Origin of the sequence: Pseudotabrizicola alkalilacus, assembly GCF_003443995.1 — a bacterium.
Taxonomy (GTDB): domain Bacteria; phylum Pseudomonadota; class Alphaproteobacteria; order Rhodobacterales; family Rhodobacteraceae; genus Pseudotabrizicola; species Pseudotabrizicola alkalilacus.
This window is the reverse complement of the sequence record NZ_QWEY01000006.1, coordinates 156,749-178,623: the sequence shown is the minus strand read 5'-3', so window position 1 is coordinate 178,623 and position 21,875 is coordinate 156,749. Positions and strand designations below refer to the sequence as shown.

18 protein-coding genes and 1 tRNA gene are annotated in these 21,875 nt (G+C 61.9%); 9 read left to right on the top strand and 10 right to left on the bottom strand.

All coding sequences use genetic code 11. The features are described 5' to 3' along the window. Window positions 1-10 precede the first annotated feature (10 nt). Window positions 11-1,444, top strand: coding sequence for an NAD(P)(+) transhydrogenase (Re/Si-specific) subunit beta (locus D1012_RS12415; RefSeq protein ID WP_118152660.1), 1,434 nt, complete (start codon window positions 11-13; stop codon window positions 1,442-1,444). A gap of 172 nt (window positions 1,445-1,616) precedes the next feature. Next, window positions 1,617-2,900, top strand: coding sequence for a DUF3422 family protein (locus D1012_RS12410; protein WP_118152658.1), 1,284 nt, complete (start codon window positions 1,617-1,619; stop codon window positions 2,898-2,900). A 144-nt stretch (window positions 2,901-3,044) separates the two neighbouring features. Here the strand turns inward: D1012_RS12410 and D1012_RS12405 are convergent, their stop codons facing one another. The 7 genes from D1012_RS12405 to D1012_RS12380 form a co-directional block, all read right to left on the bottom strand. Then, window positions 3,045-4,022 (bottom strand): ABC transporter substrate-binding protein, encoded by a 978-nt coding sequence (locus tag D1012_RS12405; protein WP_118152656.1) that lies wholly within the window; start codon window positions 4,020-4,022, stop codon window positions 3,045-3,047. Window positions 4,023-4,067: 45 nt separating this feature from the next. Further along, a complete protein-coding gene (locus tag D1012_RS12400) occupies window positions 4,068-4,913 on the bottom strand; it encodes an ABC transporter permease (RefSeq protein WP_118152654.1) in 846 nt (281 codons plus the stop codon). After that, complete coding sequence (locus D1012_RS12395; protein WP_118152652.1) at window positions 4,910-5,776, bottom strand: ABC transporter permease; 867 nt, start codon at window positions 5,774-5,776, stop codon at window positions 4,910-4,912. The genes D1012_RS12400 and D1012_RS12395 overlap by 4 nt, the downstream gene beginning before the upstream one ends. A 96-nt stretch (window positions 5,777-5,872) precedes the next feature. Next, complete coding sequence (locus D1012_RS12390) at window positions 5,873-6,670, bottom strand: ABC transporter ATP-binding protein (RefSeq protein WP_118152650.1); 798 nt, start codon at window positions 6,668-6,670, stop codon at window positions 5,873-5,875. Between the two features lie 6 nt (window positions 6,671-6,676). Further along, window positions 6,677-8,128 (bottom strand): dihydropyrimidinase, encoded by a 1,452-nt coding sequence (gene hydA, locus D1012_RS12385; protein ID WP_118152648.1) that lies wholly within the window; start codon window positions 8,126-8,128, stop codon window positions 6,677-6,679. A gap of 14 nt (window positions 8,129-8,142) precedes the next feature. Next, entirely contained in the window at window positions 8,143-8,988 is an 846-nt protein-coding gene (locus D1012_RS22465; protein WP_147335693.1) for a hypothetical protein, read from the bottom strand. After that, complete coding sequence (locus tag D1012_RS12380) at window positions 8,985-10,235, bottom strand: Zn-dependent hydrolase (protein WP_118152646.1); 1,251 nt, start codon at window positions 10,233-10,235, stop codon at window positions 8,985-8,987. Before D1012_RS12380 ends, D1012_RS22465 begins: the two co-directional genes overlap by 4 nt. Before the next feature lie 125 nt (window positions 10,236-10,360). Here D1012_RS12380 and D1012_RS12375 point away from each other — a divergent pair, with 125 nt between their 5' ends. Next, window positions 10,361-11,008: a TetR/AcrR family transcriptional regulator gene (locus D1012_RS12375; protein ID WP_118152644.1), complete on the top strand. Its 648-nt coding sequence runs from the start codon at window positions 10,361-10,363 to the stop codon at window positions 11,006-11,008. 104 nt (window positions 11,009-11,112) lie between these two features. On the opposite strand, the gene epmA is transcribed toward D1012_RS12375, so the two are convergent. After that, complete coding sequence (gene epmA / locus D1012_RS12370; RefSeq protein WP_118152857.1) at window positions 11,113-12,153, bottom strand: EF-P lysine aminoacylase EpmA; 1,041 nt, start codon at window positions 12,151-12,153, stop codon at window positions 11,113-11,115. 127 nt (window positions 12,154-12,280) lie between these two features. Here epmA and efp point away from each other — a divergent pair, with 127 nt between their 5' ends. Beyond that, on the top strand, window positions 12,281-12,847 hold the full coding sequence (gene efp / locus D1012_RS12365) for an elongation factor P (protein WP_118152855.1): 567 nt from the start codon (window positions 12,281-12,283) through the stop codon (window positions 12,845-12,847). Between the two features lie 84 nt (window positions 12,848-12,931). On the opposite strand, the gene D1012_RS12360 is transcribed toward efp, so the two are convergent. Next, window positions 12,932-15,562, bottom strand: a complete 2,631-nt coding sequence (locus D1012_RS12360) for a methyl-accepting chemotaxis protein (RefSeq protein WP_118152642.1) — start codon at window positions 15,560-15,562, stop codon at window positions 12,932-12,934. Between the two features lie 54 nt (window positions 15,563-15,616). Further along, entirely contained in the window at window positions 15,617-16,189 is a 573-nt protein-coding gene (locus D1012_RS12355; RefSeq protein ID WP_118152640.1) for a hypothetical protein, read from the bottom strand. Between the two features lie 189 nt (window positions 16,190-16,378). On the opposite strand from D1012_RS12355, the gene tgt reads away from it, so the two are divergent. The 5 genes from tgt (at window position 16,379) to D1012_RS12330 (ending at window position 21,687) form a co-directional block, all read left to right on the top strand. After that, on the top strand, window positions 16,379-17,509 hold the full coding sequence (tgt, locus tag D1012_RS12350; RefSeq protein ID WP_118152638.1) for a tRNA guanosine(34) transglycosylase Tgt: 1,131 nt from the start codon (window positions 16,379-16,381) through the stop codon (window positions 17,507-17,509). A gap of 280 nt (window positions 17,510-17,789) precedes the next feature. Continuing rightward, entirely contained in the window at window positions 17,790-18,380 is a 591-nt protein-coding gene (locus tag D1012_RS12345; protein ID WP_147335692.1) for a hypothetical protein, read from the top strand. 224 nt (window positions 18,381-18,604) lie between these two features. Next, entirely contained in the window at window positions 18,605-21,013 is a 2,409-nt protein-coding gene (gene lon, locus D1012_RS12340) for an endopeptidase La (protein WP_118152634.1), read from the top strand. Between the two features lie 181 nt (window positions 21,014-21,194). Beyond that, window positions 21,195-21,599: an HU family DNA-binding protein gene (locus D1012_RS12335; protein ID WP_118152632.1), complete on the top strand. Its 405-nt coding sequence runs from the start codon at window positions 21,195-21,197 to the stop codon at window positions 21,597-21,599. A gap of 13 nt (window positions 21,600-21,612) precedes the next feature. Continuing rightward, a tRNA-Val gene (locus D1012_RS12330) sits at window positions 21,613-21,687 on the top strand. Window positions 21,688-21,875: the final 188 nt, after the last annotated feature.

The following is a 21,875-nucleotide window of genomic DNA, read 5'->3' as shown; positions in this document are numbered from 1 at the left end:
GGATCGGTCGATGGATTACGGATTTACCACGGCCGCCTATGTCGTTGCGGCCATTCTTTTCATCCTGTCGCTGGGGGGGCTTTCCGGGCAGGAAAGCGCCAAGCGCGCGGTCTGGTATGGCATCGTCGGCATGGGCCTTGCGATTGTCGCAACGCTCATGGGGCCGGGGGCGGGCAACTGGTTCCTGTCGCTGTTGATGATCGCCGGGGGCGGTGCAATCGGCTATGTGGTCGCGCAGCGGGTGCAGATGACCGAGATGCCGCAGCTGGTGGCGGCGATGCACTCTCTGGTCGGTCTCGCGGCGGTCTTCGTCGGCTTCAACGCCGATCTGGAACTGAGCCGCGTGCTGGCGATGGAGCCTTCTGCCCGGGTCGGGCTGGAGGGCTTTGCGGCGCTTCTGGCCAAGAAAACTGCCGTTGAAATCTCGATCTTGCGGGTCGAGGTGTTCTTGGGCGTGTTCATTGGCGCGGTGACCTTTACCGGCTCGGTCGTGGCCTTTGGCAAGCTGGCGGGCAAGGTCAACACCACCGCAAAGAAGCTGCCCGGCGGGCATTTGCTGAACGCAGGCGCGGCCATCGGCTCGGTCATTCTGGGCGTGATGTATTTCAACGATGCCGGGATCTGGACACTGGTGGCGATGACGCTTTTGGCGTTCTTCATCGGCTATCACCTGATCATGGGCATCGGCGGCGCCGATATGCCGGTGGTGGTGTCGATGCTGAACAGCTATTCCGGCTGGGCGGCGGCGGCCATCGGCTTCAGCCTTGGCAATGACCTGCTGATCGTGGTCGGCGCGCTGGTCGGCTCGTCCGGGGCGATCCTGAGCTATATCATGTGCAAGGCGATGAACCGTTCGTTCATCTCTGTGATCCTTGGCGGCTTTGGCGGCACCTCTGGCCCGCAGATGGAAGTCACCGGCGAGCAGATCGCGATTGACACCGAGGGCGTCGCGGCGGCGCTGAACGAGGCGGACAGCATCATCATCATTCCGGGCTACGGCATGGCGGTGGCGCAGGCGCAGCAATCGGTGTCGGAACTGACCCGCAAGCTGCGCGCCAAGGGCAAGACCGTGCGCTTTGCCATCCACCCGGTCGCCGGGCGTCTGCCGGGGCACATGAACGTGCTGCTGGCGGAGGCCAAGGTGCCCTATGACATCGTGCTGGAGATGGACGAGATCAACGAGGATTTCCCCTCGACCGACGTGGCCATCGTGATCGGCTCGAATGACATTGTGAACCCGGCGGCACAGGAAGACCCGAACAGCCCGATTGCCGGTATGCCGGTGCTGGAGTGCTGGAAGGCCAAGCAGGTGTTTGTCAGCAAGCGCGGGCAGGGGACGGGGTATTCGGGCATCGAGAACCCGCTGTTCTACAAGGACAATACCCGCATGTTCTATGGCGATGCGAAAAAGTCGCTTGATGCGCTGTTGCCGCTGATCGACTGACGCGGCACGATTTTTCTGCGAAAAATCCTCTCAAAGGCCCCGGCGAAATGCCGGGGCCTTTGGCATTCGCGCAACAGCTGTGCGGCATACCTGTGTATTCCGGTAATTCGCTTTTCCAGCTGGCGCTGTGCGGCCTAAGTGACTCATAAGACCCTTGGCCCGAGTATGCTTCATGACCCATCTTGCAGACCATCCGCAGCGCTATACCATCGTCAACGAGTTGCACGCCCGGCCGTTTCCGGCGCTGGAGGTGCCGGGGACGGCGGTGTATCTGGCGATCAAAGAGCCGGAGGATGCCGCCAACCGAGACCGGGCGCGGGACCGGGCGCATCTGATCGACCTGCTGGACCGCAACGGCGGGGCGCATCCGCAGCCCGACGCCACGCATTTCTTTGGCGAGATCGGCCGCAATCAGCTGAAATGGGAGAGCCATACCGAGTTCGTGACCTATTCCGCCTTTGGCAAGGGCGTCTCGGGTCGGGCGTTTGATCCGGCAGAGGCGGCGGTGTTTCCCGAAGACTGGCTGGCGCAGGCCCCTGGCAAGCGGCTCTGTTCGGTGCTGATCCGGATCGAGCACATGCCCGAGGATGAAACCGAGGCTCTGGCGCGGCTGGAAGACTGGTTTGTCGGCGAGAGTCTGGCGGTGTCAAAGGTGGTGGATGGCGCGGCGCTGGTGGCGGGGGATTTCCGGATCGATCCGGCGGGACATATGCGCTTTGCCGTGTTTGTGCGCCCCGGCACCTCGCAGCGGCGGGTAGGGCGCATCGTGCAGCGGCTGTGCGAGGTCGAGACCTACCGCGCGATGTCGATGCTGGCTCTGGTGCGGGTGCGCCATCTGACCACCCGGCTGAACGCGCTGGACCCGCGCCTGTCGGGGCTGGTGACGGCGCTGGACGGGGCAGAGCGCAGCCCCGAGGTGATGCTGCACGACCTGCTGGCGATCTCGGCCGAGCTGGAAAGCCTGTCGGTGAAATACACCTTCCGCTTTGGCGCGACCGCGGCCTATGAGGCGATCGTGAACCAGCGGATTCAGGTCATGCGCGAGATCCGGCTGAACGGTCGCCAGACATTCGCCGAATTCATGATGCGGCGCTATGATCCGGCGATGCGCACGGTCAAATCGGCGGAAAGCCGGTTGCGCAGCATGGCCGAACGCGCGGCGCGGGCGGCGGAATTGCTCAGCACCCGGGTCGACGTGGACCGATCCGCGCAGAACCAGAAACTGCTGGAATCGATGGACCGCCGCGCCGATGTGCAGCTGCGCCTGCAGCGCACGGTCGAGGGGCTGTCGACGGTGGCGATCAGCTATTACGCGATCAATCTTGCCAGCTATGCGATTTATCCGCTGACCGAGGGCATGGGGATCAGCAAGGGGCTTGGCCTTGCGGTGCTGACGCCGATTGTGCTGGTGGCGGTCTGGTTGATGGTCCGGCGGATCCGCCATCATCTGGACTGAGGCATTTGGTGGCACCGTTGATGCCTCCGGCGTGAGTATTTCAAAAGCAGCAATGCCTTTGATCCTGGCAAAAATGCTTCGGGTGTCACAAAAGCCAACGCCCGGAGGGGTGCTCCGGGCGTTGGTGTGAGAGCGTGACGGGGATTATTGCAGCGCCTTGTCGCTGATCGCGTGGGTCCAGGCGCCTTCGGGGGCTTTCGAGATCACCGGGTCGGAGCCGGGCGACAGGAGCGAAGCGACGGTGCGCTCATAATCAGCCGGATCAAGCGCGCCGTTGGAGCCTGCGGTCAGTTTCGCCACCTCGGACATCATGCGTTTCTGGTGGCTTTCGGTCTGCGCGCCGGTTTCGTCGTTTTCCAGCACGATCATCGCGGCCTCATCAGCGTTTTCTTCGGCGTATTTCCAGCCTTTCATGCTGGCACGGACGAACTTCACCATTTTCTCTTCAAAAGCCGGATCGGCGAGGTTTTCTTCGAGCACATAGAGCCCGTCTTCCATCGTGGCCACGCCCTGATCCTGATACTTGAAGGTGATCAGGTCAGATTCAGCGATACCGGCGTCGATGACCTGCCAGTATTCGTTATAGGTCATGGTCGAGATGCAGGCGGCCTGTTTTTGCAGCAGCGGGTCGACGTTGAAGCCTTGTTTCAGCACCGTGACACCCCCGGCGGAGCCGTCGGTTTTCAGGTTCAGCTGGCTCATCCACGACAGGAACGGGTATTCATTGCCAAAGAACCAGACGCCCAGCGTCTTGTCGGCGAAATCGGCGGGGGTGGTGATGCCGGACTCGGCCAGGCAGGTCAGCATCATGCCCGAGGATTTGAACGGTTGGGCGATGTTGACCAGCGGCAGGCCCTTTTCACGGGCGGCGAGGGCGGCGGGCATCCATTCGACGACCACATCAGCGCCACCCCCTGCGATGACCTGCGTCGGCGCAATGTCGGGGCCACCGGGCTTGATGGTGACGTTCAGGCCCTCTTCTTCGTAAAAGCCCTTGGCTTGGGCCACGTAATAGCCTGCGAACTGCGCCTGCGTCACCCATTTGAGCTGCAGGGTGACATCCTGCGCCTGTGCCCCGGTGGCAAATGTCGCCAAGGCCGCTGCGGTAAGATATTTCTTCATGATCAGACCTCCGTGTTGTGCCCCTCTGTCGGGGGCGTTGCTTTGCTATTTCCGTTGGCTCGGGTGCCAGAAGGTCACCCGGGATTCGATCAGCGCGATGAGCCCATAGAGCGCTGATCCCGACAGCGCCGCCACTGCAATTGTGGCCCAGACCATGTCGAGCCCCAGTTTTCCCACCTCGGTCGAGATCCGGAACCCCATGCCGACGATGGGGCTGCCGAAAAATTCGGCGACGATGGCCCCGATCAGGGCAAGGGTGGCGGCGATTTTCAGCCCGTTGAAGAAAAACGGCATCGCGGCGGGCAGGCGCAGTTTCAGCAGGCGTTGGGTGTAGGTGGCGGAATAGGTGGCCATCAGGTCGCGGTGCAGCCTGTCGGTGGCCTGCAACCCCGCCACCATGTTCACCAGCAGCGGAAAGAACACCATCACCACCACCACCGCCGCCTTTGACTGCCAGTCAAAGCCGAACCACATCACCAGCACCGGCGCGAGGCCGACAATGGGCAGGGCCGAGACGAAATTGCCGATCGGCAGCAGGCCCTTTTGCAAAAACGGCGAGCGGTCGATGGCGATGGCGGCGGCAAAGGCGGCAAGCGCCCCGATGGCGAAGCCGGTCAGCGCGCCCTTGATCACGGTCTGCACGAAATCGGCCCAGAGGATGGGCAGGGAGGACGCGATCTTTGGCCCGATCACCGATGGCCCCGGCAGGATGATGGGCGAGACCGCAAAGCCGCGCACCAGCCCTTCCCACAGCACCAGAAGGGTGATGCCGAACAGCGCCGCCACAGTGATGCGGCCCGCCCGCGTGGCCCCAAAACGGCTGGCGGCCAGCCGCACATTCAGCGCCCATGCCGCCAGCCAGAACAGGGTTGCACCAATCAGCCAACTCATGCCGGCACCCCCATGCGGGCCTGTGCCATCCGCTCGATCAGCCCGACGATCAGGATCAGCCCGCCCGCCAGAATGGCGGCGGCGAACAGTGCGGCCCACATGATCAGCGGCTCGCCGAATTGCGACCCGATCAGCATGCGCGCGCCCAAGCCTTCAATCGCGCCGGTCGGCAACTCACCGACGATGGTGCCGATCAGCGCGGCGGCAATCGCCACCTTCAGCGAGGCAAAGAAATAGGGCAATGACGCGGGCAGGCGCAGTTTTCGAAAGGTCTGGCCGTCGGACGCGCCATAGGTGGACAAAAGGTCCAGCTGCATGTGGTCGGGGCTGCGCAAGCCCTTGACCATGCTGACCAGCACCGGAAAGAACGACAGATAAGCCGAGATGATCGCCTTTGGCACCTCGCGGTTGTCGATGCCGATCTGGTTCGACACGGTCAGGATCATCGGGGCCAGTGCCACGATGGGGATGGTCTGGCTGATGATCGCCCAAGGCATCACGCTCAGCTCCATCACCCGGAAGCGGACGATGGCCATGGCCAGAGCCACCCCCAGCACGATGCCAAGCGCAAAGCCCATCATCGTGCCGCGGAAGGTGACATAGCCGTGGTAGACAAGGCTGCGTTTGGAGGTGATCGCCTGCGCGGTGACGCCCTTCCACAGCTCGGCCGCCACCTGATGCGGCGGCGGCAGCAGCGGGCGGGCCTGCGCCATGGTCTGCGGGATCACTTGCGCCAGCGTCACCGTGGTGCCAGCCCGCTGCGCCTGATCATAGACCCAGGTCGCATTCATCCAGATCGCGGCCAGATACCACAGCGCAAAGATCGCCCCCAGCACGGTCAACACCGGCATCGCTCTGGTCATGCGCGCCCCCTGAACCCATGCGCCCGCACAGCCCGACGTTTGCCGTACGCAAACCAGACGCGGGCCAGACGCTGGCTGGCTGCGGGTTTCCGGGTCTCAGTCATCCTGATGCCCCGCGCGCAGACCTTCACGCACCCGATGCGCAATCTCGATGAATTCGCGGCTGTCGCGGATATCCAGCGGCCGCTCTTTCGGCAGCGGCGAGTCGATCACATCGGTGATCCGCCCCGGGCGCGGCGACATCACCACGATCTTGGTGGACAGATACACCGCCTCGGGGATCGAATGGGTGACAAAGCCGATGGTCTTGCCGGTGCGGGCCCAAAGCTTCAGAACTTCTTCATTCAGCCGGTCGCGCACGATTTCATCCAAGGCGCCAAAGGGTTCGTCCATCAGCAGAATATCGGCATCAAAGGCCAGCGCCCGGGCAATGCTGGCGCGCTGCTGCATGCCGCCCGAAAGCTGCCAGGGGAACTTGCCGCCAAAGCCCGACAGCTCGACCAGATCCAGCACACGATCCACCCGTGCCTGCTGGTCCGCTTTTGAGAAGCCCATGATTTCCAAGGGAAGTTTCACATTCCCGGCAATCGTGCGCCACGGATAAAGCCCCGCCGCCTGAAACACATAGCCATAAGCGCGCTTCATCCGCGCCTCATCCGGGGTCAGACCGTTGACCGTCAGCGTGCCCCCCGTCGGGTGCTCCAGCGCCGCGATACAGCGCAGAAAGGTGGTCTTGCCGCAGCCCGAGGGGCCGATGAAGCTGACGAAATCGCCCTTGTTGATGGTCAGGTTCACGTCGCGCAACGCATGCACCGGGCCATCGCCGGTCTGAAAGGTCAGATCCAGATTGCGGGCCTCGATCACAGCCGAGCCGGTATGTGTGGTGTCTTTCATGCTGCCCTATACGCCTGTCGCTGGAATGCCCGAGCGCAGCACCGGGCGGGGCGCGGTCAGGTCTTTCCACTGGCTCAGCGCGCGGTTGACCGGGGGCCGCGCCTCGCGCGCGACGAACTGGCCATGGCCTTCGCGGCTGGTCACGGCGCCTTCGGTCACGGCGACATGGCCTCGGGTCAGGGTGAACCGGGGCAGGCCTTTGACGGTTTGCCCCTCGAACACGTTGTAATCAATGGCAGATCGCTGCGCGCTGGCGGTGATGGTCTTTTCCTTTTCCGGATCCCAGACGATCAGATCGGCATCCGCCCCGACCAGAACCGCGCCCTTTTTCGGATAGCAGTTCAGGATCTTGGCAATATTGGTGCTGGTCACAGCCACGAATTCATTCGGCGTCATCCGCCCGGTGCCGACGCCATGGGTCCAGAGCATCGGCAGACGATCCTCCAACCCCCCGGTTCCATTGGGGATTTTTGAGAAATCCCCTTTGCCGAAACGCTTCTGCTCGGTGGTAAAGGCGCAGTGATCCGTCGCCACCACCGACAGAGAGCCTGACATCAGCCCGGCCCACAGAGAGTCCTGATGCGCCTTGTTGCGGAACGGCGGTGACATCACCCGGCGCGCGGCATGGTCCCAGTCGGGGTGGAAGTATTCCGACTCGTCCAGCGTCAGGTGCTGGATCAGCGGCTCGCCCCACACCCGCTTGCCCTGCTGGCGCGCACGGCGAATGGCCTCGTGGCTGTCCTCGCAAGAGACATGCACGACATAGAGCGGCACGCCCGCCATGTCGGCGATCATGATGGCGCGGTTTGTCGCCTCACCTTCCACCTGCGGCGGGCGGCTGTAGGCATGCGCCTCGGGCCCGGTGTTGCCCTCGGCCAGCAGTTTCGCGGTCAGTTCCGCCACCACATCGCCGTTTTCGGCATGGACCATGGCCAGCCCGCCCAATTCGCCGACCCGGCGGAAGCTGGCAAACAGCTCGTCATCATTGACCATCAGCGCGCCCTTGTAGGCGAGGAAATGCTTGAAGCTGGTGATGCCCGCCTTCACGCTGTCTTCCATCCCCTCCCAGACCTTCTCCCCCCACCAGGTCACCGCCATGTGATAGGAATAGTCGCAGTGCGCGCGGGTGGATTTATTGCTCCAGACCTTGGCGGCATCCATCAGCCCCTGACCCTGACCCGGCAGCACGAAATCCACCACCATCGTGGTGCCGCCCGCCAATGCGGCCCGTGTGCCGGACTCGAAATCATCCGCCGAATAGGTGCCCATGAAGGGCATCTCCAGATGGGTATGCGGATCAATCCCGCCGGGCATGACATAGCAGCCGGTGGCGTCCAGAACGGTGTCGCCCGTGAGGTTCGGGCCGATTTCGGTGATCATTCCGTTTTCGACGCGCACATCAGCCTTGTAGGTAAGGTCGGCGGTGACGACGGTGCCGTTTTTGATGATGGTGGTCATTTGGATTCCTTTTCTTATCGCAACGGCCAGATCCGGCGTCGAAGTCCGAACTCATCGTCAACAGTGAATGTGTTGAAATGCTCATAGTGACCAAACCAGAGTTCGCCTCCGGCCTCATATCCCCTTCGGCTTGTCAGTTGATCGAAAATGCTTGCAAGCCTACGAATGAGTGTAAACACGTGAAAACGTCCATACTTCTGAACAACTTCAGTTTCTGCCGTTCTAAATGATGCAGCCTCTACAGTGCCAAGTTGATCGCCAGACTCGGCAGTGTGACGCACCAAGGTAAAGTCGCCAATGAATGCGTCGATATGCTGTGCACGCAGTTTTGCTTCAACTTCGCGCTTCGTTCCTCGAAAATGCTTTTCTAAAATTGGCGTGCCTACCAGTTCCCACCACTTGCCGACAGGCTCAAATCCTTTGTTTCCGGTGCCGCCGCTCATAACTAGAAAGTTCGCATACCTCCCTGTCCCTGCGGCTGAGAAGGCTGTCAAGTGATCCACGATTTTAGAGCAAATTGGTTGATCAAGTGGTTTGAAACTGTCAGCTAGGCCCCTCTCGTTCGCAACACCTTCTGCATAATTGATAATGTTTTTGAGATTGTGACCAAAAGTTCTGAGTTGGGAGTCAGACGGAAAGGCTCCAGATTTTTGTTGTTCAATGAAACAGAAAATAAGTTTTCCGAGTCGTTCTAGTCCAATGGAAAGAGAAAAGAACGCGGTATAGTATTCGCCCATACCATCAGCATAATTTGCACGGCCAAGTGCCGTGAGGCCCGTTCCACAAAGCTGCCGGGTGAGTTTGCACTCAAGCGCAATTGCTCGCCATTCTGGCATCGAAAGCGGGTCCAGTCGGCTCACCCCACCACCTCTGCCACCTCAAGCACCGCGTGCAGCAGCACATCCGTGCCCGCCGCCGCCCATTCGGGGGAAATCTCTTCGGCCTCGTTGTGCGACAGCCCGTCCACGCAGGGGCACATGATCATCACCGTGGGGGCAACCCGGTTGATCCAGCAGGCGTCGTGGCCAGCCCCCGAGACGATATCCATATGCGAATAGCCCAGGGTTTCAGCGGCTTGGCGGACGGTCTTCACGAGGCCTGCATCAAAGGTGACGGGGTCGAAGTGGCCGACATCCTCGATCGCGCAGCCAAGCCCCAGTTCCGCGGCCACCGCATGGGCGGCGCGGATCACCTCGGCCTTCATCGCGTCCAGCTTGGGCTGCTCGGGGCTGCGGATATCAACGGTGAACACAACCTTGCCGGGGATCACGTTGCGCGAGTTGGGGTAGACGGTGCAATGCCCGACTGCCCCCACGGCATTCGGCTGGTGGCTCATGGCGATCTGATGCACCCGTTCGGTGATCCGTGCCATGCCAAGGCCCGCATTCACCCGCATGTTCATCGGCGTCGAGCCTGTATGCGCGTCGCGGCCGGTGAGGGTGATTTCCAGCCACCACAGCCCCTGACCGTGGGTGACAACGCCCACCTGCTTTGCCTCAGCTTCCAGAATGGGCCCTTGTTCGATGTGCAGCTCCAGCATGGCATGCATCTTGCGCGCGCCGACCGGCTCGTCCCCAACCCAGCCGATGCGGGCCAACTCGTCGCCAAAGGCTTTGCCTTCGGCGTCTTTGCGGGCATAGGCATAATCCTGGCTGTGTATCCCGGCAAACACGCCAGATGCCAGCATGGCCGGGGCAAAGCGGGTGCCTTCCTCATTGGTCCAGTTGGTGACCACGATCGGATGGCGGGTTTTGACGCCAAGGTCGTTCATCGTGCGCACCACCTCCAGCGCGCCGAGCACGCCCAGAACGCCGTCGTATTTGCCGCCCGTGGGCTGGGTGTCCAGATGACTGCCCATATAGACCGGCAGCGCGCTGTCGTCGGTGCCGGGGCGGGTGGCGAACATGTTGCCCATGGTATCGACGCCCATGGTCATGCCGGCGGCCTTGCACCAGTCTGCGAACAGGTGGCGCCCTTCGTTGTCGGCATCGGTCAGGGTCTGCCGGTTGCAGCCGCCCGCCACGCCGGGGCCGATCTGGGCCATGTCCATCAGGCTGTCCCACAGCCGTTCGGAATTGATGCGGAGATTCTCTCCGGGTGCTGGCATCAGCTGGCTCTCCCTGTTTGCGCAGGTGTCTTTGCACCCTTGCCGCGACTCGTTTCCTGACCGTATGGTCAAGACTAAGCGCACCACAACCTGACCATCCGGTCAACATAATTTCCGCAGGGCCGATGAACCCGAACGCACAGGTTTCACGCATATCCAAAGGCAAACGCACCGAAATCCGGCGCGAAAATGAGCGTGTGATCCTGGATGCGGCGGAAAAGGTGTTTGCCGAGGCCGGCTATGGCGGCGCGACGATGCAGCTGATTGCCGATATGGCGGGGCTGCCCAAGGCCAACCTGCACTATTACTTTCCGACCAAAGAGGCGCTGTATCGGCAGGTGGTGCGCAATATCTTTGAAATCTGGCTGCATGCCGCCGATACCTTTGACGAGGCGCCCGGCCCGGTCGAGGGGATCGGCGGTTATATCGAGGCCAAGATGGCGATTTCGCGCCGCCACCCGTTCGGCTCGAAAGTCTGGGCGTCCGAGGTGATGCATGGCGCGCCGGTCATTCAGGATTATCTGGAAACCACGCTGCGCGAATGGACCGCCGGGCGGATGGCGGTGATCCAGCGTTGGGTGGATGAGGGCAAGATGGCCCCGGTCGATCCGCGGCATCTGCTGTACATGCTCTGGGCGATGACCCAGCATTACGCCGATTTCGGCCATCAGATCGAGACCTTGAACGGCGGCCGCCCGCTGTCGGATGCGCAATGGCGCGAGGCGACCGAGACGGTCAAGGCGGTGATTTTGCGTGGGATCGGGGTGGTTTGATTTGACCGTTGCCGCGACCTGCCGACGCGCCCCCCACCCCCCGCCCCTCCCCACGAGGGGGAGGGGAGGCACTTGGTCTGAGATTGCGGTGTTTGCGGCGGTGGTCAGCCCACGGGCACCCAGAGCACGTCGTCGATGCGCGGGGCGCCGGTGGCGAGCATGACCAGCCGGTCAAATCCCATGGCGCAACCGCTGGCGTCTGGCATATCGGCGAGGGCGGCGAGGAAGTCCTCATCCAAAGGGTAGCGGATGCCGTAAATCCGGGCTTTTTCATCCATCTCGGCGGCGAAGCGGCGGCGCTGCTCGGCCGGGTCGGTCAGCTCGCCAAAGCCATTGGCGAGTTCCACCCCGCAGGCATAAAGCTCGAACCGTTCCGCCTCGCGCGGGTCATCGGCACAGGGCCGGGCGAGGGCCGCCTCGACCACCGGATAGCGGTCGAGGATCGTCGGGCGGCCATGGCCCAGATGCGGCTCCACCCGGTCCGACAGCAGGCGGCTGAAAATGTCGGACCAGGTGTCATCCTCGGCCACGCGCAGGCTGACGGCTGTGGCCTGAGTGGCAAGAGCATCGCGGTCGGCGTGGCCATCGGGCGACAGGGTGGCGAGCAGGTCCACGCCCGCATGGCGCTGCATGGCTTCGGCCACCGACAGGCGCTCTGGCGCAGCAGTCGGGTCACAGGTCGCATCGCGAAAGCGCAGCTGCGCAGCACCGGCGGCCTGCGCCGCGAGCCGCAAAAAGGCCGCGCAATCCTGCATCAAGGTGCTGTAATCCTGTCCCACGCGGTACCATTCCAGCATGGTAAATTCCGGGCTGTGCAACGCCCCGCGTTCGCGGTTGCGCCAGACATGGGCAAAGGCGTGAATTCGCGTTTCACCCGCCGCCAGCAGCTTTTTCATCGCAAATTCCGGGCTGGTGTGCAGATACATCGCGCGCGGCACGCCATCGTTGCCGATGGCTTCGGTTGCAAAGGCATGCAGATGCGTCTCGTTGCCGGGGCTGATCTGCAGACAGGCGGGATCGACTTCGGTGAAACCGTCTTCGCCCAAATGGCTGCGCAGGGTGGCTTGAATCCGGTTGCGCGCTTGCAGCAGCGGGCGGCGGTCGGCATGGCGGGTGGCGGACCACCATGAACTCGATTCCGGCATGATCAAGGGTGCTCCGTCATTTTTGCGCAAGCTTGCGCTGGAAATTTCCGTTCAGATGCGTTAGGCGCGCATCAATTCGGTGCCGGGGCTTTCCTTCGGCCTCTCAAACCACAAGGAACACCTGACCGTGAAAGTCATCGCATCCTCGCTGCGCAAGGGCAATGTCGTTGAAATGGATGGCAAGCTTTATGCCGTTCTGAAGGCTGAAAACTTCCACCCCGGCAAGGGCACGCCCACCACCAGCGTTGATATGCGCCGGATTTCGGACGGGGTGAAGGTGTCAGAGCGCTGGCGTACCACCGAGATGGTGGAAAAAGCCACGGTCGATGAGCGTGAATATGACTTCCTGTATGAAGATGGCGAAGGCTACCATTTCATGGAACCCGCCACCTTTGAGCAGATCACGGTGACCCCGGATGTCATCGGTGATGACAAGGTGTTTCTGACCGACGGAATCAAGGTCTATCTGCGCACTTTTGAAGGCGTGGCGATTGCGATCGAATTGCCGCAGCGGGTGATTGTCGAGATCACCGAGACTGAGCCTGTGGTCAAAGGGCAGACCGCCTCTTCGTCTTACAAGCCAGCGATCTGTTCGAACGGGCTGCGGGTGATGGTGCCACCCCATATCGGCGCTGGCACGCGGGTAGAGATCAACACCGAGGATTACTCTTATGTTGGTCGCGCCAAGGATTGATCCTGCTTTGGTCAGTGTCGCGCTGCGCGTGCTGGCTGATTGAAAGTGAGCCCGGACCTGATGTTCAGGTCCGGGCTTTTTCGCTCAGAACGCTTCCCAGCCCTCTGCTGCGGTGGATTGCAGGGCCAGATTGTCACGTGTGCCGGACCGCGCCGGGGCACTGCGGGACGACTGAAATGTGCCAGGGGCCGGTTTGGCAGCAGGTTTCGGTGCCCCCCAGGATCTGGCCGTGCGGCCGGCAGATGCGTCGGACATCCGGTCGCCCGCCCGGTCGCTGGCAGAGTGCAGGGTGAAACGCTCTGTCGTTTCGGCCAGCGCTGTCGCGGCGCGGTTCAACGATTGCGACGCGGCCGAGGTTTCTTCGAACATCGCGGCATTCTGCTGGGTCACCTGATCCAGATGTTTGACGGCGGTGTTCAACTCGGCGATGCCATTGGATTGTTCGCGGGCAGATCCTGCGATTTCCGACACAAGTCCGTGAATTTCTCCCACAGCCGACTGGATGCCGGTCAGGCTGCGGCCAGCCTCGGCCACAAGGCTCACCCCCCGTTTGACCTGATCGGAGGAGGCGGTGATCAGGCCGGCGATCTCGCGTGCGGCCTCGGACGAGCGCTGTGCGAGATCGCGCACCTCGGAGGCGACAACAGCAAACCCACGACCCGCCTCACCGGCGCGTGCCGCCTCGACCCCGGCATTGAGCGCCAGAAGATTGGTCTGAAAGGCGATTTCGTCGATCACCGAGGTGATGCGCGAGATCTTGGAAGAGCTTTGTTCAATCTCGCCCATGGCTGACACGGCTTCGCGCACCACACGGCCCGAGGTTTCGGCATTCTGCTTGGCAACCTCAACCTTGGTATTGGCGTGATTGGCCACCTCGGCTGTGGACTTGACCGAGTTTGTCATCTGATCAAGCGCAGCGGAGGTTTCCTCCAGGGTTGCGGCCTGCTGTTCGGTGCGGCGGCTGAGATTGTCGGCGGCGTTACTGATATCGCCAACCTCGCCGCGGATGGCAGCGGAACTGCTGACCACGTCCGACATCGCGGCGCGCAGACGGTCGGTGGCTTCATTGAAATCAGAGCGCAACCCCTCATACCTTGTGTCAAACTGATCTTTCAGGGTGGCGGTGAGATCGCCGTTGGACAGTTGGGCGAGAGCGGCACGAAGGGCATCGACCACTTTGGTCTGTGCCGTTTCCATCTCACGCCGCTTTTCATCGGCGTCACGCTGCTCCATCTGCTGTCGGGTGACATCTGATGCAAGCAGAAGATACGACTGCGCCATCCCTTTGTCATCCTTGACCGGCGTCAGACGTGCATCAAGCAGGGCCTGACCGCCGGTGGGAAGCACAAGACGCAGCAATCCCTCGACAATGTCTCCCGATCTGATTGCAGACCACAGATCGCCCGAAGCTTGGGTATCAAAGCTGAGCACAGAGCGGCAGTCCCGCCCGGCAATGGTGGCAGCGGATTGGGTGAACAGCGCAGCGAACCGGTCGTTTGCAGCTTCGATCTGGCCGTTTCTGGAGATTTCAGCCCGCAACTGACCGGCGTCAATAGCCGAGAGGACGGCAGCGTTGCGGCGGTCCTGGGTGGTCATGCGCCATTCGAGCACATAGCCTGTCAGCACGCCGGCAGTGTCGGTGATCGCAGCCAAAGACACCTCGAACATTTCACGGCCACGGGAAAAGCCGATGTGTTTCTGCTGGCCCGCGCCCACCAGTCCAGACAGCGCGCCCAAGGACGGATCAAGGCTGGTGGCAGCCCGCCCGATCAACGCGCCTCCCGAACCTGCGGAGAGATGGCTGGTCATCAGGGACTGGGCCGCGCCATTTGCGAACAGGATGCGGAACTCGGGATCGGTGATCATCAACGCGGCAGAGGCCCCCTCAAAGGCAGACCCCTTGAACATGCCAATACGGGTGATGTCGACCGATGCCGCCAGATCTGACCGGAACCCTTCGAGGGCACGGGCGATGTCGCCGATTTCGTCAAGGGATGTGCGCCCCGGCACCTCGACCGAATATTCGCCTGCTGCCACTTTGCCGACCGCCGTGCTCAGCCGACGCAGGGGGCGGGCGATGAACAGCCGGAACAACAGGGCTGCGACGATCAGCATGACCGCAAAGATCGCCGCGCCGATCACAAGATTCTGACGCATTTTGCTGGCGATCTCATTCTGCAGCCGGGCATCCGACCAACGGGTGACGATCACGCCGACCAGCTGGCTTTCGGCCCCGAAATAGACCGGATGCGCGACGATCAGGCCTGTGTCGTCAAAAATCAGTTCCTCTTCGTGACTGGGCTGCCGGCCCTGGGCTAGCCAGATCGCGGTCTGGGACAGGAGTGTCTTGCCCAGAGCAAGTGTGTCACCGGTTTGATCTGTACCGGGGCGAATGGCCTGAGAGAACACGCTGCCATCCAGTCGCAGGGTCAGCACCTCTGACAGGTCAGTGCCGACCAGGTCGAACAGTTCCTGTTCGATAACCTGCGCGGCTTCGGGCTTGTTGAAGCGCAAGGCACCGCCCGCGTTGTGCCCTGTCATGTTGGTGACTGTGCCGGCGGTGTCTTTCAGCGCGGTCTGCAACAGCACTTCGGTGTCGCTGTTGCCATGATAGACGGAGGCTGCGGCCACAACTGCCACGGTCAGCGCGGTGATGGCGGTTGCCTTGAGGAAGATGGAGCGCAGGTGGAACAGGGAGCGGGCTGGCAGGGTCATCGGGACAGTCCTTGGATGCGACAACAGGGAAAAGCGATGTCAGCGGGGCAATGGTCAGAGCTGTTCGGCATTCAGCCCGACGGTGACAGCACCGATAACGGCACCATCAGCGGGGTCGGTCAGCGAAAACGAGACCTGTATCTGATAGATCTGCGCGCTTTCGTCGAACTCGACATCGCTGACGTGAATTGCACCGGCGCCTTTGGGGTAGGTTTCGTTGAACTTTGCCTCATCCCCCTGCCAGTAGTCGGAGGTTGCTGCGGAGGCGGCGACATTCAGGCCCAGTGAATCCATGACAAACACCTCGGTCATCAGTCCGGCAGAGGCCTCTACCTGAGCGCGCAACAGATCTGATGGCGGGATGGTCAGCACGCTGCTGATGGTGGGCTGCACGGATTTGCCCAGTTCTGCCATCCAGGCCTGATCCAGCTGGTCGATATCGGCCTGTGTCAGCGCGGTGTGGCGGGTGTTCTGTTCACGCACAGCCGCGATGATCGCCGGATCGGCGGCCCAGCTTGCAAGGGCCTGTGCGGCATAGGCGCGGGCCTTGGCATCGGCGTCGCCGGTATCGGTGGCAAAGGCGGGCAGGGCACAGGTACACAGCAGAATGGCGGCAAGACGGCGCATGAGAATACTCCTCCAACAGGGCCCGGTCATGGGGCGATTGGGGGACAGTTAGCCTGTCTCCGATTGCCGTCTTCTTAACGGGCACGGCGTTTTCTAAAATCCGCCCGATATTTCCCAAGCCATCAGCCCCTTGGATTCCCGGCCGGATCGGGTATTCCGGCCGCTGATGATTGGCAAAGGGCTGGGGTGATGGCGCAAAGGTTCGGATTCAGCGTGGCCGCGACGGATGGCAAGGCGCGCAAAGGGGTGATCAGCACGTCGCGCGGCGAGATCCGTACCCCGGCGTTCATGCCGGTGGGCACAGCGGCGACGGTCAAGGCGATGCTGCCAGAGTCGGTACGTGCGACCGGGGCTGATATTCTGCTGGGCAACACCTATCATCTGATGCTGCGCCCGACGGCGGAACGGATCGCGCGTCTTGGCGGCTTGCACCGTTTCATGAACTGGGAGCGGCCGATCCTGACCGACTCTGGCGGATTTCAGGTGATGTCACTGGCCAGTCTGCGCAAGCTGACCGAAGAGGGCGTGCGGTTTTCCAGCCATATCGACGGCTCCAAGCACATGCTGAGCCCCGAGCGCAGCATGGAGATCCAGAAGCTGCTCGGCAGCGATATCGTTATGTGTTTCGACGAATGCCCGGCCTTGCCCGCCACCGATGCCGAGGTCGCAAAGTCGATGGCGCTGTCGATGCGCTGGGCCCAGCGGTCACGCGATGCGTTTGGCGACCGTCCGGGGCATGCGTTGTTCGGGATCATGCAGGGCGGGGTGACCCGCGATCTGCGCGAGGAATCGGCGCGGGCGCTGACCGGGATCGGGTTCGACGGCTATGCGGTCGGTGGTCTTGCGGTGGGTGAGGGGCAGGAGGCGATGTTCGGCGTGCTGGATTATGCGCCGGGATTCCTGCCGGAAGACAAGCCGCGCTATCTGATGGGCGTGGGCAAGCCCGATGACATCGTCGGCGCGGTGCAGCGCGGGATTGACATGATGGATTGCGTTTTGCCGTCGCGCTCTGGCCGCACCGGGCAGGCCTGGACCCGGCGGGGGCAGGTCAACATCAAGAACGCGCGCCATATGGATGACCCGCGCCCGCTGGATGAGGACTGCACCTGCCCGGCCTGCCGCAATTACAGCCGCGCCTATCTGCACCATGTGTTCAAGGCGCAGGAGATGATTTCGGGTATGCTGCTGACCTGGCACAACCTGCACTATTATCAGGAGCTGATGCAGGGCCTGCGCGATGCGATCGGCGCTGGGGGGCTGCCGGCGTTTGTCGCGGCGTTCCATGCGCAGCGGGCCGAGGGCGATATCGAGCCGCTCTGAGGGCTGCGCCAATATCCTTGCGATGTGGACGGTCACGCTCTGGCGTGAGTCGGGTCATGCGCGGAAACAGCGCGGTTTGCATGTTTCATCTGCGAGAGTTGACAGATCTTTGGCACGATCTTCGTTCGCATTCTGGACATGCAGGGGCACGACCTTACCCGGTTTTCAAATTGTACCCCAATGTACACGGAAAAATGACGCGAGTGTAAACTTCTGCGCGCATTTTTTGCAAAGCGCTGCTAAAGTCAGGGGGCAGCGCCCTGCAACGACGGATAAGAAGTTGAAATTCCTGCATTGCTTCTGTGTGGTCGACTCGTCGCTCCGCATTTTGTGGGTCGGTGGCGACTGGGATGATTTTGCCATGCGCAATGGTGGCGGCGCGATTCTGGCCAATGATGTGCTTGCCACCCGGCTGACCGACTACATTTCCGATGTTGCTACGGCTGAGACCGTTGAGCAGATGGTGCAGGCGGTGATTGACACCAAGGGCACGCTGCGGATGGATTATCGCTGCGATGCCCCGCAAGAGCTGCGGCGTATCCGTCTGACGATCAAGCCTATGAAAGACCGGCGCGCGATCATGGTGCATGAGCTGCGCGACGCGGTTCAGCTGGAGCCGCCGATGGAGTCGTGGCATTTCGATCCGGCTGCCCCCGAGTTGAAATGCTCGGTCTGTGGTATGGTGCATCTGCCGGGCAAGAGCTGGCAAGACCCGACCCAGCCCGGAAACCGGCACCCCCAGCTGGTGAAATACACCGTCTGCCCGTCCTGCGTGACCCGGATAGATGCCGCGATTCATGGCATTTGCGAAGGGGCCGAGGCCGGTGAGGTGGGGGAGTTGACCCTGAAGCCGGGGTTTAACCGGGCCTGAACAGATCGCGCCGGATACCGCATAAATCTGACCGGGATTGTGACTTGCCGCCACCCGCGGCAAAGCGCAGAATGGCGGCAATCGGATGGCCTGTCCCGGCCGAAAGGTTGCGCTGGTTGACACCCCTTGATCGACTCCCCAGATAGAGGGGCCAAAGAGGGGAAGGTCGGGATGCTGCCGATGCTCGGGGCCGTGACCTTCCTGCCGTGATAAGGATACGCGACATGAGCGAGCAATTTTCCACCAGCTACCCGGTTCTGCCTTTGCGCGACATCGTGGTCTTTCCGCATATGATTGTGCCGTTGTTCGTCGGCCGTGAAAAATCTGTGCGGGCGCTGGAAGAAGTGATGCAGGATGACAAGCAGATCCTGCTGTCCAGCCAGATCGACCCGACCGTGGATGATCCGGGCACCGACGGGATCTACCGTGTGGGTGTGCTGGCCAATGTGCTGCAATTGCTGAAACTGCCCGATGGCACCGTCAAGGTGCTGGTGGAGGGCAAGACCCGGGTGAAGATCACCGAATTTATCGAAAACCCCAGCTTTTTCGAGGCGGGGGCGGCGCCGTTGACCGAATCTGCCGGCGATGCGTCGGTGGTCGAAGCGATGCTGCGCGCGGTCGCCGACGAGTTTGAACGTTACGCCAAGATCAAGAAAAACATCCCCGAAGAGGCGCTGTCTGCCGTGTCGGAAACGCGCGAGCCTGCGCGTCTGGCTGACCTTGTGTCGGGGCATCTGGGCGTGGAAGTGGCCCAGAAACAGGCGCTTCTGGAAACGCTGGACGTGTCCGAGCGGCTGGAAAAGGTCTATGGCCACATGCAGGGCGAAATGAGCGTGCTGCAGGTCGAGAAAAAGATCAAATCGCGCGTCAAGACCCAGATGGAAAAGACCCAGCGCGAATATTACCTGAACGAACAGATGAAGGCGATCCAGCGCGAGCTGGGCGATGGCGAAGAGGGCCAGAACGAGATCGCCGAGCTTGAGGCGCGGATCGCGGCCACCAAACTGTCGAAAGAGGCCCGCGAAAAGGCTGATGCCGAGGTCAAAAAGCTCAAATCCATGAGCCCGATGAGCGCCGAGGCGACCGTCGTGCGCAACTATCTGGATTGGCTGCTTGGCGTGCCATGGGGTGTGAAGTCACGCGTCAAGAAAGACCTGGGTGCGGCCCAAAAGGTGCTGGATGCCGATCACCATGGTCTGGACAAGGTCAAGGAACGCATTGTCGAATATCTGGCGGTGCAGGCGCGCTCGACCAAGCTCAAGGGGCCGATCCTGTGCCTCGTCGGCCCTCCGGGCGTGGGCAAAACCTCGCTGGGCCGCTCGGTGGCCAAGGCGACGGGGCGCGAGTTCATCCGCATCTCGTTGGGCGGGGTGCGCGACGAGTCGGAGATCCGGGGTCACCGCCGGACCTATATCGGCTCGATGCCGGGCAAAATCATCCAGAGCCTGAAAAAGGCAAAGACCAACAACCCGTTGATCCTGCTGGATGAAATCGACAAGATGGGCCAGGATTTCCGGGGCGACCCGGCAAGCGCCTTGCTGGAGGTGTTGGACCCGGAACAGAACGGCACGTTCGTCGACCACTATCTTGAGGTGGAATACGACCTGTCGAACGTGATGTTCATCACCACGGCCAACAGCTACAACATGCCGGGCCCGCTGATGGACCGGATGGAGATCATCCCGCTGGCGGGCTATACCGAAGATGAAAAACGCGAGATCGCGCGGCAGCATCTGTTGCCCAAGCAGATTGCGGCCAATGGGTTGAAAAAGGGTGAATTCGCGATTGATGACGCGGCCCTGACCCATGTGATCCGCTACTACACCCGCGAAGCCGGGGTGCGGAGCCTTGAGCGCGAGATTGCCAAACTTGCCCGCAAGGCGGTGACCGAGATCCTGAAGGGCAAGACCAAGGCCGTGGCCGTCGATGAGGCCAAGGTCGAGGAGTATCTGGGCGTGCAGCGGCACCGCTATGGTCTGGCGGAGCTGGAGGATCAGGTTGGCGTGGTGACGGGTCTGGCCTGGACCTCGGTGGGCGGCGATCTGCTGCACATCGAAGCGCTGAAACTGCCGGGCAAGGGCCGGATGAAGACGACGGGCAAACTCGGCGATGTGATGAAGGAATCCATCGACGCGGCGGCCTCTTACGTCCGCTCGATCAGTCCGCAGATTGGGGTAAAACCGCCGAAGTTCGAAACGATGGACATTCACGTTCACGTCCCCGATGGGGCAACGCCCAAGGATGGCCCCTCGGCGGGTCTGGCGATGGTGACTTCGATCGTCTCGGTCCTGACCGGGATTCCGGTGCGCCGCGACATCGCCATGACCGGCGAAGTCAGCTTGCGCGGCAATGCGATGCCGATCGGCGGTCTGAAGGAGAAACTGCTGGCGGCGCTGCGGGGCGGAATCAAAACCGTGCTGATCCCGCAGGAGAACGAAAAGGATCTGGCCGAGATCCCGGACAATGTGAAACAGGGGTTGAAGATCATCCCCGTCACCCATGTCCGCGAGGTTCTGGCTGCGGCCTTGGTACGCCAGCCGGAGCCGATTGAATGGGACGAAGCGGCCGAAGAAGCCGCCGCTGCGGCCCGCCGCGCCGGGGATGCGACCCCACCATGGCAAACCGCGCATTAAGCGCAGGCCCAGGATGCAAGCTGTTGAAAGCGCCCCCGTTTCGGGGGCGCTTTTTGATGCAGAGGCGCGCGGTGATCGCGCGCGCTGGGCCTTGTTTCACGCGATTGCCAGTGACATTGTCGCGAAATCGTGACTAATCTGCGCGATACGCCGCCGCATCATCGACACAAGGGAGTTGTCCATGTCCAGCAAGCCCACATCTAAACCTGGTCCAAAGGGCATTCCCGCCCCCAAGCCCAAGGTCGTGGCAGAACCCGCAGCCGAGGTGCCCGAGGCAGTCACCGTTGAGGCGGGGACGGACCGCGCGGTGGCGCTGAAACTGCGGGAACTGGTCGGACGCGTGGTCGAGGTGACTGGCGGTAAGAAAAAGGGCGTGAAAGAGATCGTCGAGGCCACGCTGACCGCTCTGGGCGATGCGCTGGCCAAAGGCGAAGAGCTGAACCTGCCCGGCGTGGGCAAGGTACGGGTGGCAAAATCGGTCGACCGTGAGGGCCGGTCGATGATGACGCTCAAGGTGCGCGGCACCGGTACGCCTAAACCAAAAGAGCCGAAAGAGACCCTTGCAGACGCCGAAGAAGCCGTCTAAGACACGCTCCATCGGGCGATTAGCTCAGCGGTAGAGCGCTTCGTTCACATCGAAGATGTCAGCGGTTCAAATCCGTTATCGCCCACCATTATTGCCGTATGCTTAAAGCAAGCAAAATCAAACACTTAGGCCCCCAACTTGGGGGCCTTTTGTTACCCAAAACCTCCCAAAATGTTACCCAAAGTCACCGCTGACGCGGTCACGATCCGCGTCAGCGGACATGCAAAAGGGGCCTTTCCGGCCCCTCTCTGTCTCTCTGTATCCGCTTGAAGCCGA

Coding starts and splice junctions, on each gene's coding strand:
- D1012_RS12415 (WP_118152660.1), top strand. CDS start 11: ATGGATTACGGATTTACCACGGCCGCCTATGTCGTTGCGGCCATTCTT.
- D1012_RS12410 (WP_118152658.1), top strand. CDS start 1,617: ATGACCCATCTTGCAGACCATCCGCAGCGCTATACCATCGTCAACGAG.
- D1012_RS12405 (WP_118152656.1), bottom strand. CDS start 4,022: ATGAAGAAATATCTTACCGCAGCGGCCTTGGCGACATTTGCCACCGGG.
- D1012_RS12400 (WP_118152654.1), bottom strand. CDS start 4,913: ATGAGTTGGCTGATTGGTGCAACCCTGTTCTGGCTGGCGGCATGGGCG.
- D1012_RS12395 (WP_118152652.1), bottom strand. CDS start 5,776: ATGACCAGAGCGATGCCGGTGTTGACCGTGCTGGGGGCGATCTTTGCG.
- D1012_RS12390 (WP_118152650.1), bottom strand. CDS start 6,670: ATGAAAGACACCACACATACCGGCTCGGCTGTGATCGAGGCCCGCAAT.
- hydA (WP_118152648.1), bottom strand. CDS start 8,128: ATGACCACCATCATCAAAAACGGCACCGTCGTCACCGCCGACCTTACC.
- D1012_RS12380 (WP_118152646.1), bottom strand. CDS start 10,235: ATGCCAGCACCCGGAGAGAATCTCCGCATCAATTCCGAACGGCTGTGG.
- D1012_RS12375 (WP_118152644.1), top strand. CDS start 10,361: ATGAACCCGAACGCACAGGTTTCACGCATATCCAAAGGCAAACGCACC.
- epmA (WP_118152857.1), bottom strand. CDS start 12,153: ATGCCGGAATCGAGTTCATGGTGGTCCGCCACCCGCCATGCCGACCGC.
- D1012_RS12360 (WP_118152642.1), bottom strand. CDS start 15,562: ATGACCCTGCCAGCCCGCTCCCTGTTCCACCTGCGCTCCATCTTCCTC.
- D1012_RS12355 (WP_118152640.1), bottom strand. CDS start 16,189: ATGCGCCGTCTTGCCGCCATTCTGCTGTGTACCTGTGCCCTGCCCGCC.
- tgt (WP_118152638.1), top strand. CDS start 16,379: ATGGCGCAAAGGTTCGGATTCAGCGTGGCCGCGACGGATGGCAAGGCG.
- lon (WP_118152634.1), top strand. CDS start 18,605: ATGAGCGAGCAATTTTCCACCAGCTACCCGGTTCTGCCTTTGCGCGAC.
- D1012_RS12335 (WP_118152632.1), top strand. CDS start 21,195: ATGTCCAGCAAGCCCACATCTAAACCTGGTCCAAAGGGCATTCCCGCC.